The 13179-nt window shown below is 74.5% G+C and carries 12 protein-coding genes and 2 pseudogenes; 6 read left to right on the top strand and 8 right to left on the bottom strand.

Annotated elements, in window-relative coordinates; translation table 11 throughout:
• Window positions 1-85: 85 nt before the first annotated feature.
• From ACWD6N_RS32200 to ACWD6N_RS32190, 3 genes are read right to left on the bottom strand one after another with little or no spacing between them, the layout of a single operon-like run.
• Window positions 86-2317 carry a xanthine dehydrogenase family protein molybdopterin-binding subunit gene (locus tag ACWD6N_RS32200; RefSeq protein ID WP_387328688.1) on the bottom strand — a complete coding sequence of 744 codons (2232 nt, stop codon included), beginning with the start codon at window positions 2315-2317 and terminating at the stop codon, window positions 86-88.
• The gene (locus ACWD6N_RS32195) at window positions 2314-3309 is read right to left on the bottom strand and encodes an FAD binding domain-containing protein (RefSeq protein ID WP_354967491.1); all 996 of its coding nucleotides are present in this window, start codon (window positions 3307-3309) and stop codon (window positions 2314-2316) included. Before ACWD6N_RS32195 ends, ACWD6N_RS32200 begins: the two co-directional genes overlap by 4 nt.
• A complete protein-coding gene (locus ACWD6N_RS32190; RefSeq protein ID WP_354967578.1) occupies window positions 3296-3796 on the bottom strand; it encodes a (2Fe-2S)-binding protein in 501 nt (166 codons plus the stop codon). Before ACWD6N_RS32190 ends, ACWD6N_RS32195 begins: the two co-directional genes overlap by 14 nt.
• Before the next feature lie 189 nt (window positions 3797-3985).
• Between ACWD6N_RS32190 and ACWD6N_RS32185 the strand changes: the two genes are divergently transcribed.
• Together ACWD6N_RS32185 and ACWD6N_RS32180 are read left to right on the top strand one after the other, a co-directional pair.
• Window positions 3986-5137: an XdhC family protein gene (locus ACWD6N_RS32185; protein ID WP_354967492.1), complete on the top strand. Its 1152-nt coding sequence runs from the start codon at window positions 3986-3988 to the stop codon at window positions 5135-5137.
• A 135-nt stretch (window positions 5138-5272) separates the two neighbouring features.
• Window positions 5273-6208 carry a carbohydrate kinase family protein gene (locus tag ACWD6N_RS32180; RefSeq protein WP_354967493.1) on the top strand — a complete coding sequence of 312 codons (936 nt, stop codon included), beginning with the start codon at window positions 5273-5275 and terminating at the stop codon, window positions 6206-6208.
• Here ACWD6N_RS32180 and ACWD6N_RS32175 read toward each other — a convergent pair.
• Entirely contained in the window at window positions 6205-7035 is an 831-nt protein-coding gene (locus ACWD6N_RS32175; RefSeq protein ID WP_354967494.1) for an MBL fold metallo-hydrolase, read from the bottom strand. The two genes, ACWD6N_RS32180 and ACWD6N_RS32175, sit on opposite strands and share 4 nt — an antisense overlap.
• The gene (locus tag ACWD6N_RS32170) at window positions 7032-7436 is read right to left on the bottom strand and encodes a thioesterase family protein (RefSeq protein WP_354967495.1); all 405 of its coding nucleotides are present in this window, start codon (window positions 7434-7436) and stop codon (window positions 7032-7034) included. Before ACWD6N_RS32170 ends, ACWD6N_RS32175 begins: the two co-directional genes overlap by 4 nt.
• A gap of 138 nt (window positions 7437-7574) precedes the next feature.
• On the opposite strand from ACWD6N_RS32170, the gene ACWD6N_RS32165 reads away from it, so the two are divergent.
• Window positions 7575-8675 carry a phosphatase PAP2 family protein gene (locus ACWD6N_RS32165; protein ID WP_354967496.1) on the top strand — a complete coding sequence of 367 codons (1101 nt, stop codon included), beginning with the start codon at window positions 7575-7577 and terminating at the stop codon, window positions 8673-8675.
• Between the two features lie 36 nt (window positions 8676-8711).
• On the opposite strand, the gene ACWD6N_RS32160 is transcribed toward ACWD6N_RS32165, so the two are convergent.
• From ACWD6N_RS32160 to ACWD6N_RS32150, 3 genes are all read right to left on the bottom strand, one after another.
• Entirely contained in the window at window positions 8712-10193 is a 1482-nt protein-coding gene (locus ACWD6N_RS32160; protein WP_387328681.1) for a PH domain-containing protein, read from the bottom strand.
• A 43-nt stretch (window positions 10194-10236) separates the two neighbouring features.
• Entirely contained in the window at window positions 10237-10812 is a 576-nt protein-coding gene (locus ACWD6N_RS32155) for a PH domain-containing protein (protein ID WP_387328707.1), read from the bottom strand.
• 313 nt (window positions 10813-11125) lie between these two features.
• Complete coding sequence (locus ACWD6N_RS32150; RefSeq protein ID WP_354967497.1) at window positions 11126-11356, bottom strand: hypothetical protein; 231 nt, start codon at window positions 11354-11356, stop codon at window positions 11126-11128.
• Between the two features lie 241 nt (window positions 11357-11597).
• Here ACWD6N_RS32150 and ACWD6N_RS32145 point away from each other — a divergent pair, with 241 nt between their 5' ends.
• From ACWD6N_RS32145 to ACWD6N_RS32135, 3 genes and pseudogenes are all read left to right on the top strand, one after another.
• Entirely contained in the window at window positions 11598-12704 is a 1107-nt protein-coding gene (locus ACWD6N_RS32145; RefSeq protein WP_354967498.1) for an AAA family ATPase, read from the top strand.
• A 185-nt stretch (window positions 12705-12889) separates the two neighbouring features.
• A pseudogene (locus tag ACWD6N_RS32140) lies at window positions 12890-13027 on the top strand (DUF58 domain-containing protein); the annotation flags it as partial.
• 57 nt (window positions 13028-13084) lie between these two features.
• A pseudogene (locus tag ACWD6N_RS32135) lies at window positions 13085-13179 on the top strand (aldo/keto reductase); the annotation flags it as partial.

The raw sequence follows: 13179 nt of genomic DNA, 5'->3' as shown, positions 1-13179 counted from the left end.
AGCCCTCGCACCGCCCGGTACGCGTCATCCCACCATGCCGCCCGGCCGCGACGCAATAGTCAGTTCTCGATGTGTCAGGCCGTCTTCAGAGCAGCTTCTCCAGGGTGATCGGCAGCTCGTACTGCCGACGGCCGGTTGCGTGGTGCACGGCGTTGGCGATCGCGGCGGCCGCACCCACCACGCCGATCTCCCCGACGCCCTTCATCCCGAGCGGGTTCACGACCTCGTCGTGCACCTCGATGGTGTCCACCATTACGTCCGGCGCGTCCGCGTTGACCGCCACCAGGTAGTCGCCGAGGCTGGCGTTGGCCCAACGACCCGACCGGGGATCCATCCGGGTGGCCTCCAGCAGCGCCTGGCCGAGCCCCCACAGCATGCCGCCCATCAACTGGCTGTGCGCGGTCTTGCGGTTGAGCACCCGGCCCGGCGCGAACACCCCGACCATCCGACGTACCCGGACCACGCCGAGGTCGGCGTCGACCGCCACCTCGGCCATCTGCGCGCCGAAGGTGTGCACCCCGTACCCGGCGTCCTGCGGTGGCGGCGTCCAGGTGCCGAGCACCTCCACGTCCGGAGTCAGGGTGCGCTGCATCAGATCGGCGTACGTCTCGCCGACGTCGGGCCGGTCGCGCCGCGCCATCCGGCCGTCCCGCACGACCACCCCGGCGGGGTCCGCGCCGTGCAGGGGCGAGTGGTCGTCGGCGACCGCGCGCCCGATCAGCTCGTCGCGAAGCTGGGTCACCGCCAGGTGTACGGCGGAACCGACCGCGCTGGTGCCCGTGGAGCCCACGGCGGCGGTGACGTTCGGCAGGTCACTGCTGCCGCCGACGAACCGCACCCGCTCCACCGGCAGGCCGAGCGCGTCCGCCGCGACCTGGGTCATCGCGGTGTAGACGCCGGTGCCGAACTCCGACACGCCGGCCTCGACGACCGCGGTGCCGTCGTTGTAGAGCCGGGCCCGGGCTCGCTGCGGGTTCACCGGTTGGGTCACCGGGTAGAGCGCGCTAGCCATGCCACTGCCGATCAGCCACTGGCCCTCGCGCCGGGGCCGGGAGTCGCGGTCGGACCAGCCGAACAGCTCGGACGCCCGCTGGTAGCACTCCTTCAGCCCGCTGCTGGACCAGGGGTGCCCGCTCTCCGGATCGGTGTCGGAGCAGTTGCGCAGCCGCAGCTCCAGCGGGTCGATCCCGACCCGCTCGGCCAGCTCGTCCATCGCGCATTCGAGGGCGAACATGCCGGTCGCCTCACCGGGGGCGCGCATGAAGGTCGGGGTGATCGTGTTGCCCCGGATCAGGTGGTAGACCCCCTCGTAGTGGGGGCTCGTGTACGCCACGGCCGGGCTCTGCAACGACGGCTCGGCCCAGTCGTCGAACTGGGAGGTGAGGGAGAGTTTGTGGTGGCGCAGCGCGGTGATCCGACCGTCCGCGTGGGCGCCGAGGGTGATCCGCTGTTCCTGCTCCTCGCGGTGCCCGCAGGAGGTGAACATCTGCTCCCGGGTCAGCGCCAGCCGCACCGGCCGGCCAACCTGCCGGGCGGCGAGCGCGGCCAGCGCCGGGTGGTGCCAGATCATCGCCTTGGAGCCGAAGCTGCCGCCGACGGCGTGGCTCACCACCCGGATCGAGATCGGCGGCAGGCCGAGCAGCGCCGCGACGGTGAACTGGGTGGCGTTCGGCCCCTGGGTCGAGTCGTAGACGGTCAACCGGTCGATGTCCTCCCACACCGCGGTGCTGGCGGACGCCTCGATCGGGTTGTGGTGGTTGGGCGCGAACCGGTACGTCGCGTCCACGCACACCTCCGCCTCGGCCAGCGCCTTCGCCACGTCACCACGGGACCCGTGCCCGGGCAGCAGCCCGCCGAAGATCCGCTCGGGCACGTACGCCTGGTCCCGGGCCTGGTCGATCAGGGTGATGGCGGGCGTGGAGGCGTACTCGACGCGGATCAGGGTGCCCGCGTGCTCGGCGCGTTCGATGGTGTCGGCGACCACGAGGGCGATGGGCTGACCGGCGTAGTGGATCGTCTCGTCCTGCATCGGGAAGAAGGTCTGGCCCGGTGCGGCCAGCCCGGCCAGCGACGGGAGCAGCTTCGGCACGGTGGCGACCCGGTCCAGATTGCGATGGGTGAACACGGCCAGCACCCCGTCGGCCCGCTCGGCCTCGACGGTGTCGATCGCGGTGATCCGGCCGCTGGCCACCGTGGCGCCGACCAGCACGCCGTGGACCAGGCCGGTCACCGGGACCTCTGCGGAGTAGCGCGCCTCGCCGCGTACCTTGGCGCGCCCGTCCACCCGGTTGAGCGTCGCGCCGATCGCCGGGCTCATGCCGTTACCTCCCGCTGCGTCAGCTGCTCCAGGGCCCGGACGATCGTCCGCCGGGTCAGCTCGATCTTGAAGGCGTTCATCCCGTGCGACACCGCCGGCGCCAGCTCGGCCGCCGCCGCCCGGCGGAACGACTCGGTGGTCGCCGGAGCGCCGACGAGCACCTGCTCGGCCGCCCGGGCCCGCCACGGTTTGGTGGCCACCCCGCCCAGGGCCAGCCGTACCTCCGTGATCTGGCCGCCGCCCACCGAGATGGCCGCCGCGACCGAGGCGAGCGCGAACTCGTACGACTCGCGATCACGGATCTTGATGTACCGGGACGTGGCCGCGACCGGTGCCGGCGGCAGGTCGATCCCGGTCACCAGCTCGCCGTGGGCCAGCGGGTGTTCCCGCTCCGGGGTCTCGCCGGGAAGCAGGAAGAAGTCGTCGATCGGGATGCTCCGCGGGCCGCCCGGTCCCTCGGTCTGCACCACGGCGTCGAGCGCGACCAGCGCGACGGCCAGGTCGGACGGATGGGTGGCGATGCAGCGCTCGCTGGTGCCGAGCACGGCGTGCCCCCGGTTGATCCCCTCGATCGCGCTGCACCCGCTGCCGGGGACGCGCTTGTTGCAGGCCGCCGCGGTGTCGCGGAAGTAGCCGCACCGCACCCGCTGCAACAGGTTGCCGCCGAGGGTGGCCATGTTACGCAGCTGCGGGGAGGCGCCGAGCAGCAGCGCCTCGGCGACCATCGGGTAACGGCGCACCAGCTCCGGTTCCTCGGCCACGTCGCTCATCCGGGCCAGTCCGCCGAGCCGAAGCCCGCCGCCGGGCAGCTCCTCGACGCGGTTCAGCGGCAGGTCGTTGATGTCGACGAGGCGGCGCGGCTGCTCGACGTAGATGCGCAGCAGGTCGATCTGGGTGGTGCCACCGGCCAGGAAGGTGCTCTCCGGGTCGGCGCTCACCGCGCCGATCGCGCTGCCGACGTCGGTGGCGCGCGAGTAGCTAACGGGCCGCATCGGCGGTGCCTCCCTGGTCGCGGACCCGGCGGACGGCCGCCCGGATGTGCGGGTACGCGGCACAGCGGCAGATGTTGCCGCTCATCCACTCCCGGATCTCCATGTCGTCGCCGGCGTGCCCCTCGGCCAGCAGCGCCACCGCGGACATGATCTGCCCGGATGTGCAGTAGCCGCACTGGAAGGCGTCGCAGTCCAGGAACGCCTGCTGCACCGGGTGCAGGGTGTCCCCGTCGGACAGTCCCTCGATCGTGGTCACCTCGCGGTTCTCGCAGGTGATCGCCAGGGTGAGGCAGGACAGCACGCGGCGTCCGTCCACCCACACCGTGCAGGCGCCGCAGGCCCCCTGGTTGCAGCCCTTCTTGGTCCCCGTCAGTTCGAGCCGGTCGCGCAGGGCGTCGAGCAGGCTGACCCGTGGCTCGACGGTCGTCGTCCGGGATTCCCCGTTCACCGTGAGGTGGACCTCGACGGCGCCGGGACCGCGGACCACGGCGTGGTCGGGGCTCGGCGCGGTACGCAGCGCCTGGTAGGACTTCACCAACTCGCACCCCCTCCAATTGAAATCGACCATATCCTGCTCATGAGACTGATTCGCCGCTTTCCTGGCGATGCCACCAGGTCGACGGGCTTGGCCGGCACGGCCGGCTGACGCGGCGGCGAGACGGAGAGGCGGCGGAACGTGCCCGACGTGTTCGAGGAGCTGCACCGCCGCTGCCGCGCCGGCGAGGCGGTCGCCCTGGCCACCGTCGTGGCCACCTGGCGGTCCGCGCCGCAGCCGCCCGGCGCCAGCATGCTGGTCGCGGCCGACGGCACGGTCACCGGCAGCGTCTCCGGCGGCTGCGTCGAGGCCGACCTCTACGAACGGGCCCGCCACGTGCTCGACACCGGCGCCCCCGAGCTGACCCGCTACGGAGTCAGCGACGACGCCGCGTACGCCGCGGGCCTGACCTGCGGCGGGGAGCTCGACGTGTTCGTGGAGCGGATCGACGGCGGCGGCCTCGTGGAGCTGGACGCGGTCGACGCGGCACGCCGGGCCGGCCAACCGGTGGCGGTGGTCACCTGCGTGGCGGCCGACGCCGGCGATCCGCCGGGAGCGGTGCCGGCCGACCCGGCGGGGCGACTGGGCCGCCGGCTGGTGCTGACCGGGCAGCGGGTGACCGGCTCGCTCGGCGACGACCGGCTGGACGCCGCCGCCACCGCCGACGCCCTCGGGCTGCTCGCCGCCGGGCACAGCGGGATGCTCCGGTACGGCTACCACGGGCAGCGCCGAGGCGACGGCCTGAGCCTCTTCGTGACCGCGTACGCCACCGCGCCCCGGATGATCGTCTTCGGGGCCATCGACTTCGCCGGCGCGGTGGCCAGGATCGGCGCGTTCCTCGGCTACCGGGTGACCGTCTGCGACGCCCGTCCGGTCTTCGCCACCGCTCGGCGCTTCCCCGAGGCGGACGAGGTGGTGGTGCAGTGGCCGCACCGCTACCTGGGGGCGGAGCTGGACGCCGGCCGGGTCGACGGGCGGACGGTGGTCTGCGTGCTGACCCACGACCCGAAGTTCGACGTGCCGCTGCTGGCGCTGGCGCTGCGCCACCCGCTGGCGTACGTCGGCGCGATGGGGTCGCGGCGCACCCACGACGAGCGGCACAAGCTGCTGCGCGAGGCAGGGCTCAGCGCGGAGCAGCTCGCTCGCCTGGCCTCGCCGATCGGGCTGGACCTCGGTGGGCGTACCCCGGAGGAGACCGCGGTGAGCGTGGCCGCGCAGATCGTCGCGGCCCGCTGGGGCGGGACCGGCCGCCCGCTGACGGCACTCGCCGGGCCGATCCACCAGGCGGGATAGCACCCCGGACGCCTCGTCAGTGGCCCGATCGGACCTGCGCCTTCGGCGCCCACCGGGTCGTGCGCTGTGCCAGCCTGGTGCCACGCGGACCGCCGAGGCGGGCGGTCGGTGGCTGGCGAGGACGAAGGGACCGGCATGGGATACGCGGTGGTGCTCGGCGAGGCGCTCGTCGATCTGCTCGACACCGAGCGGGACGGCGAGCGGGTCTACCGGCAGGCGATCGGCGGCGCGCCGCTCAACGTCGCCGTCGGGGTGGCCCGGCTCGGCGGCGCGGCGCAGTTCGTCGGCTCACTCGGCGACGACGTGCTGGCCGGCCGGATTCGCGCCTTCCTGACCGCGGCCGATGTCGGGCTGGCCGGCGCGGTCACCGTGCCGGCGCCGACCACCCTCGCGGTGGTGACCTTCGCCGGCCCGGAACCCGACTTCCGCTTCTACGGGGAGCCGCCCTCCTACAGCCTGCTCGCCCCCGAGGATCTCGACCGGGCGCTGCTGGAGGGGGCCGACGTGCTCTACTGCGGCTCCGTCGTCCTGCTCCAACCCAGCACGCTGGCGGCCGCCCGGCGTGCCTGGGGGCTCGCCACCGGCCTACGGGTCTTCGACCCGAACGTGCGCCCCCGGCTCCTTCCCGGGCCGGGTGCGCTGGCCGGGCTGCGGGAGGTGGTGGCCGAGTTCGCCGCCGGCGCACACCTGGTCAAGCTGAGCACCGCCGACGCCGAGCTGCTCTACCCGGGCGAGCCGGTCGAGGGGGTGGCCGCATACCTGCGCGAGCTGGGCGCCGCGACGGTCGTGGTGACGCTCGGCGCGGCCGGCGCGGTGCTGGCCGCCGCCGACGCCGACCCGGTCCGGGTGCCGGCCCCCCGGGTCGACGCGGTCGACGCCACCGGCGCCGGCGACTCGGTGATGGCCGCGTTGATCGCCGATCTGCTCCTCGACGGCGAGCCGGCCGACCCGGCGGGCTGGGTCGAGCGGGTGGGGTTCGCCCTGCGGGTGGCCGGCCTGGTCTGCGAGTCACCCGGCGGCGCCACCGCCATGCCCACCCGTGCCGACGTCCAACGCCGCTTCGGGATCTAAGCGTTCCCGTCGAGTTCGATGTAGCCGCGGCGGGCGGCGGTGAGGGCGGCGCGGGCGCCGAAGGGCGCCTCGGCGGCGACCCGTTCCGGCGGCGCGCCGCCGGTGTGCCCGGCCCGGATCAGCCACGCCAGCTTCGCCAGCTCGGCGTGCTGGGCGCGGACGAACTCCACGTCCACCGGGTCGCCGTGGCCCGGCACCACCACCGTGCCCACGCCGGTCAGCCGGAGCAGGTCGGCGACCGCGTCCGGCCACCGCAGGGGGTACGAGTCCTCGAAGGCGGGCGGGCCGCTCTGCTCCACCAGGTCCCCGGCGACCAGCACGTCCGCGTCGGGTACGTGCACCACCAGGTCGGCGTCGGTGTGCCCCCGCCCGGGGTGACGCAGCAGCACCCGCCGGCCGCCCAGGTCGAGTGCCGTCTCGGTGTGCACGGTGTGCGTCGGGGCGAGCAGCGGTGTGTCGGCCAGCTCGGCGGCCAGCGCCGGATGTTCCTCGCGCACCTCGTCGTACGCCTCCCGGCGCAGCCGCTCCGGCTGCTCGCGCAGGGCCGCGGCGGCCAGCGCGTGCGCGTACACCGGGCGGGGCGGGTCGCCGGCGAGGACGGCGTTGCCGAAGCAGTGGTCGTAGTGGTGGTGGGTGTTGACCAGCGTCAGCGGACGGTCGGTGACCGCCCGGACGGCGGCGGCCAGCTCGGTGGCCTGGGCCGCCGAGGAGAGGGTGTCCACCAGCAGCGCCTCGTCGTCGCCGACGACCAGGGTGACGTTGACCCGCAGCAGCGGCTCGCGCAGCAGGTGCACCCGGTCGGCGACCTCGACGAACCCGCCGGTCATGACGCCCGCCCGGCACGGTCGACGAAGCGTTGCCGGTCCACCAGGATGCGGTCCACCCGACCCCGGGCCACCGTCTCGCCGCCATCGGTGACGGTGACCTCGAACGACAGCCGGCGACCGTCGACGGCCGCCAGCAGGGCCTGCGCCCGGACCGTCCGGCCGACCACGGTCGGCGCCAGGTGCTCCAGCTCGACCCGGGTCCCCACGGTGGTCGACCCGGACGGCATCGCCGTCGCGGTCGCGGCGACGGTGGCCGCCTCGGCCAGCGCGAGCACCCGGGGGGTGCCGAGCACCGGTACGTCCCCGGAACCGACCGCCTGGGCGGTGTCCGCGTCGGTGACGGTCAACTCGACCTGGGCGGTCAGACCCGGCGCGAAGGCCGGCTCGGGCTGCTCCTGCATGGTCGCCAGCCTAGGTGCTCGCCGAGCCCGCCGAGCACTCGCCCGGCGATCCGGCCGTACCCGCCGCGCCACCGCTGGACCGGCCCGGCGGGTGGTCGCCGTCGGTCGATGCCGCACCCGTCGTTAACCTTGACCGCGATGGCCGTCGTGACTGACCCCCAACCCCCCGCCCGGACCGACCCGCCCGCGTCCCCGGACGGGGGCCGTCGGCGCATCGTCGCCATGACAGTCTGGGCGGTCGCCTTCGTGGCCGCCTGGCTGGGCATCGGGCTGCCCACCGACCCCGCGTACGCCTTCGTCTGGATCTGGGCCGGGACCATCGCCTGGAACAGCGACCGGCCGTGGCGTAGTCACCTGCGCTTCGCCCGGGACTGGGTGCCGGTGGTCCTCCTGCTCGCCGCGTACAACCTCTCCCGGGGGTTCGCCGACAACGGGGCCACCCCGCACGCGATGGAGCTGATCGTCGCCGACCGGTTCATGTTCGGCTGGGCCACCGGCGGTGAGGTGCCCACCATCTGGTTGCAGCAGCACCTCTACCACCCGCAGCTGCACTGGTACGACGTCGCGGCGAGCTGGGTGTACTTCTCCCACTTCGTGGTGGCGCTGGCCGCCGCCGCGGTGCTCTGGCTGCGGGACCGGCAACGCTGGGCGGCGTACATGCGGCGCTGGGGTTTCCTCTGCGCCGCCGGCCTGGCCACCTACTTCATCTACCCGGCCGCGCCGCCGTGGTGGGCCGCGCAGAACGGGCTGCTCACCGAGGTCGCCCGGATCTCCACCCGCGGGTGGAAGGCGTTCGGCATGCACGGCGCCGGCAACGTGCTCAACGCCGGCCAGATCGCCTCGAACCCGGTCGCCGCGATGCCGTCGCTGCACACCGCGTGGGCTCTGTTCGTGGTGCTCTTCTTCCTGCACACCACCCGCCGCCGCTGGTGGCCGCTGCTGCTCGCGTACCCGCTGGCGATGACCTTCACCCTGGTCTACTCGGGTGAGCACTACGTGATCGACGTGCTGGTCGGCTGGACGTACGTCGGGCTGACCTTCCTGGTGGTCGGCCTGGCCGAGCGCGGGTGGGCGGCGCTGCGAGCCCGTCGTCCCGGGCCGGCCGCCGAGCAACCGCCACCGGGGCAGGTCACCGGCCCCGACGGCGCCACCGACCCACCGGGCCGGCCAGCCAGCGGGCAGGCGGCACCGGTCGGGCCGAGCAACGCCGACGAGCCGCCGGTACCCGCCGACCGCTGACGCCGCCAGGTCCGGCCCCGGCCGGGGTGGGACGGGTCAGCCGGAGCGGCGGGCGGCGTGGGCGCGGGCGGTCAGCTCGGCCGCCAGGCCCCACGCCTCCGCCAGATCCCGGTCCTGTGCCGCCGCGCCCGACCCGCCCGCGGTGTCCGCGTGGACGGTGGCCAGCCCGAGCCGGCGCTGCGCCGGCCCCTGCACCACCCGCACGCTCTGGATCCGGGCGTACGGCACGATCGCCACCTGCCGGGTGAGCAGCCCGGACCGGGTGGCGAAGACCCGCTCGAACAGGCCGGCGCCGAGCGCGCCCCGGCCCAGCGGGTGCAGCCAGCGGGCCCGGGGCGGCGGTGGGTTCAGCGTCAGCGCGTCGAGGCGTACGCCCGGCAGCACCTCGGTGACGATCATCGTCGCGGTCGGCAGGTCACCGACCGGCAGCAGGCGGTCCGGCCGGTTGCGGTCGTCGGCCTCCGCGGCGGAGTACCCGGCAACCTCCAGCCGCAGCCGCAGCCAGCCCTTCACCCGCCAGAGCAGCGGCCAGGTGGCCCGTACGGTCTGCACCCGGTCCAGCGGCACGGTCTGCGCCCGGGTTTCCAGCAGGCCGTTGTGCACCCGCAGCGTGCCGTCGTCGCGGGCCAGCCGGAAGTTCCAGTCGTCGAGGACCCGGCGGATCGGTTGCAGCAGCACACCGGCCATCGCGGTCAGCGTGCTCGCCACGGCGACGAACGACCAGGACCCCGCGGTGAGGAACTGCACCACGACGAACGCCAGGCCGAACGGGAGCAGGAACGCCTGCGGGGTGAGCAGTTGGCTGACCAGCAGGTTCTGGTTGCGTACCGCGTGCAGCGGGCGGCCCGGCGCGGCCTGCGGCGCTGTCCCGGGCGCCGTGAGACCCGGCGCGGGCGGCTGCGACGCGCGGCCGGCGAGCGCCAGCAGCCGCTCGCGCAGCCGGGCCGCGTCGGCCACCGTCAGGTACGCCAGCGGCGCCTCGGTCTTGCCCCCGCCGACCACCTCGAGCCGCAGCTCGGCCAGGCCGGTGAACTGGGCGAGCAGCGGCCGGACCACCTCCACGGCCTGCAACCGCTCCAGGGGGATCGCCCGGGTACGCCGCCAGAGCAGCCCCTCGTACACCCGCAGCTCGCGGCCCACCACGTGGTAGCCGGTGTTGTACCAGCTGATCACCGACAGCACGGTCGCGCCGAGCGCCAGTATCACCACCATGGCCGCGAACCAGCCGAAGCCGACCCGGGACAGCGTCGACCAGGACAGCCCGGCGATCACCACGACCAGCGACTTGGCCCCGTGCAACAGCGGGCTGAGCGGGTGTAGTCGCTGACGCGGCTCGCCGTCGCCACCCGCCGTCGGCAGCGGCCAGGGATAGGGCACCCCGGGCGGCACCGCCGCATAGGGCACCGCGCCGCCGGGCGCGTAGGGCGGTACCGCGCCGCCGGGGGGCGGGCCGGTGGGGGGCGCGCCGCCGGGTGGCCGGGGCGGGCCGGTGCCCGGCTCGGCGGGACGGTCGCTCATCGGGTCGGCCTCCGGCGCGGCCGGCGGTCGACCGGTCGCGTGCTCACAGCCCCTCCGCCCGGTCCTCGCCGAGCGCGGTGAGTCGGTCACGCAGCCGGGACGCCTCCGCCGGGCGCAGCCCCGGCACCCGGGCGTCGCTCGCCGCCGCCGCCGTGTGCAACTGCACGGTGGCCAGGTCGAAGGCGCGCTCCAGCGGCCCGGCGCTGACGTCGACGAACTGCATCCTGGAATACGGCACGATGGAGAGCCGCCGGACCAGCAGCCCGTGCCGGACCAGCAGGTCGTCCTCCCGCTCGGCGTAACCCCAGGCCCGGACCGCGCGGACGATCGCCACGGCCCGCCACGCGCCGAACACCAGCACGGCGGTGAGGGCGAGCCCGAACAGGCCCTGACCGCTCAGTGCCCAGCCGACCGCCGTCACCGCCAGCCCGATCGCGAGCACCACGGCCAGCCGGATCAGCTCCACCCAGATCAGGTCGGTGGAGATCGGCTGCCAGTGGACCGTGTCCGGCCAGGGCTCCAGTGGCCCCCGCCCTGTGGACCCGTCCGTCAACAGCGGGCCGGGTGCGCCGGAGGCCGGACCCGCTGCGCCGGCGGCGGGCGACGGGCCGGCGGGCAGCAGGCCGGGCACCGGCAGGTCGGGTGGGCGGGGGTTGGCGTCGTACCCGCCGGCTGTCGGTAGGGCTGCCGGCGGCAGCGGGGCGGGCGATGACGCGTCGGGCGGGGCGGGATCCGGGCCGAGCGTGCCGGGCGCCGGGAACGCCCCGGGCGGTGGCGGCGGTGGTGCGGTGCGCGGCCAGGACGGGGAGGCGGGGCCGGGGGAGGCCGGTGGGTCGACGCGGTCCTCCGCGCTCACCGATGGGATCCGTTCCGCGCGGCAGCGGCGCGAGGCGTCCCACCGCTGTGCCCAGTTGTTCGCCCGCTGCGCTCGCTCACATGTCGAGGGTAGGCGATCCGGGCACCGGATTGACGGCACGCAGGAAGCCGCGTGCGTCCAGGAAATCGCCGAGGCTGCCCCGGTGCTCGTCGCAGGCCAGCCAGGTCTTGCGCCGTTCGGGGGTGTGCAGACGGGGATTGTTCCACTCCAGCGCCCAGACAGCGGGGGCGCGGCAGCCGCGGGCCGAGCAGATCAGGGCCTCGCCGGCGGGGGAGGGGTTGCTCATCCCGGCCAGTCTAGGGCGGCGGGCGGAGGGCTTGAGCGCCGGGCGGCCACGGGGGGAGCCGCCCGGCGACGGGGTGAATGGTACACGCGGCGGGCCGGTCCGTGTCCACCCCGTGACGGGCGATTCGGCTGCCGGGGACGGCGCGGCGAAAATCGGCTTCTCCCCACCTCGACACTCAGCAAGGCGTGCGAGTCTTGATACCGCATCAGCCGCGACGACCGACCAACGCTGTGGAGGACCGGTGGCCCAGCCGACCATGCCCGACGCCCCGACGCCGAACGGGGCGGCCCCGGCGGACCCCGCGCCGGTGACCACACCCGCGCAGGACGCGACCCTGCTGGAACGGGCGCTGTTTGAGATCAAACGGGTCATCGTCGGGCAGGACCGGATGGTGGAGCGGATGTTCGTCGCGCTGCTCGCCCGCGGTCACTGCCTGCTCGAAGGGGTGCCCGGGGTAGCCAAGACCCTGGCCGTGGAGACCCTCGCCAAGGTTGTCGGCGGGTCCTTCGCCCGGGTGCAGTTCACCCCGGACCTGGTGCCGGCCGACATCATGGGCACCCGGATCTACCGGCAGTCGAGCGAGAAGTTCGACGTCGAGCTGGGGCCGGTCTTCGTCAACTTCCTGCTCGCCGACGAGATCAACCGGGCTCCGGCCAAGGTGCAGTCGGCGCTGCTGGAGGTGATGAGCGAGCGGCAGGTGTCCATCGGCGGGGAGAGCTACCGGGTGCCCGACCCGTTCCTGGTGATGGCCACCCAGAACCCGATCGAGCAGGAGGGCGTCTACCCGCTGCCGGAGGCGCAGCGGGACCGGTTCCTCATGAAGATCGTGGTGGGTTACCCGACCGACGCCGAGGAGCGGGAGATCGTCTACCGGATGGGCGTCGCCGCGCCGGAGCCGAGCGCGGTCTTCGACACGCCCGACCTGATCGCCCTGCAACGCAAGGCGGACCAGGTCTTCGTGCACAACGCCCTGGTCGACTACGCGGTCCGGCTGGTGCTGGCCACCCGCGCGCCGGCCGAGCACGGCATGCCCGACGTCGCCCAGCTGATCCAGTACGGGGCCAGCCCGCGCGCCTCGCTCGGCCTGGTCCGGGCGACCCGCGCGCTGGCGCTGCTGCGCGGGCGGGACTACGCGCTGCCGCAGGACGTGCAGGACATCGCCCCGGACATCCTGCGACACCGGCTGGTGCTCAGCTATGACGCGCTCGCCGACGACGTGCCGGCCGACCACATCGTGCACCGGGTGATGTCCACCATTCCGCTCCCGGCGGTCGCACCTCGGCAGCAGGCCAGCCCGTCGTCGACCACCCCGCCGCCGGGCGCCGGCTGGCCCGGGCAGCGGCCGTGACCTCACCCACCCCTCGACCCGCCCCCGTCCCCGACCGCAGCGAGGCCGTGCTGTCCCGGCTCCAGTTGCTGGTCACCCGAAAGCTCGACGGTCTGCTCCAGGGCGACTACGCGGGCCTGCTGCCCGGGCCGGGCAGCGAGGCGGGCGAGTCGCGGGAGTACCGGGCCGGCGACGACGTACGCCGGATGGACTGGCCGGTCACGGCACGGACGACGACGCCGCACGTGCGGCGTACGGTGGCGGACCGGGAGCTGGAGACCTGGTTGGCGCTGGACCTCTCGGCCAGCCTGGACTTCGGCACCGGGCAGTGGCTCAAGCGGGAGGTCGTGGTGGCCGCCGCCGCCGCGATCACCCACCTGACCGTGCGCGGCGGTAACCGGACGCACCGGTTCGACCCGGACACCCCACTGGAGGAGACGATGGGCGCGTTGGACGCCATCGTCCGCTCCGGCAAGGCCCTCTACGTGGGCATCTC

The organism is Micromonospora sp. NPDC005163, from assembly GCF_053599835.1.
The sequence above is the reverse complement of the archived record's forward strand: the minus strand, read 5'-3'. Positions and strand labels throughout refer to the sequence as shown.

What these genes read in the sequence shown, in the direction of transcription:
- ACWD6N_RS32195 (WP_354967491.1), bottom strand. Translation starts at nt 3,309, where the DNA reads ATGCGGCCCGTTAGCTACTCGCGCGCCACCGACGTCGGCAGCGCGATC.
- ACWD6N_RS32200 (WP_387328688.1), bottom strand. Translation starts at nt 2,317, where the DNA reads ATGAGCCCGGCGATCGGCGCGACGCTCAACCGGGTGGACGGGCGCGCC.
- ACWD6N_RS32160 (WP_387328681.1), bottom strand. Translation starts at nt 10,193, where the DNA reads ATGAGCGACCGTCCCGCCGAGCCGGGCACCGGCCCGCCCCGGCCACCC.
- ACWD6N_RS32170 (WP_354967495.1), bottom strand. Translation starts at nt 7,436, where the DNA reads ATGCAGGAGCAGCCCGAGCCGGCCTTCGCGCCGGGTCTGACCGCCCAG.
- ACWD6N_RS32150 (WP_354967497.1), bottom strand. Translation starts at nt 11,356, where the DNA reads ATGAGCAACCCCTCCCCCGCCGGCGAGGCCCTGATCTGCTCGGCCCGC.
- ACWD6N_RS32175 (WP_354967494.1), bottom strand. Translation starts at nt 7,035, where the DNA reads ATGACCGGCGGGTTCGTCGAGGTCGCCGACCGGGTGCACCTGCTGCGC.
- ACWD6N_RS32165 (WP_354967496.1), top strand. Translation starts at nt 7,575, where the DNA reads ATGGCCGTCGTGACTGACCCCCAACCCCCCGCCCGGACCGACCCGCCC.
- ACWD6N_RS32180 (WP_354967493.1), top strand. Translation starts at nt 5,273, where the DNA reads ATGGGATACGCGGTGGTGCTCGGCGAGGCGCTCGTCGATCTGCTCGAC.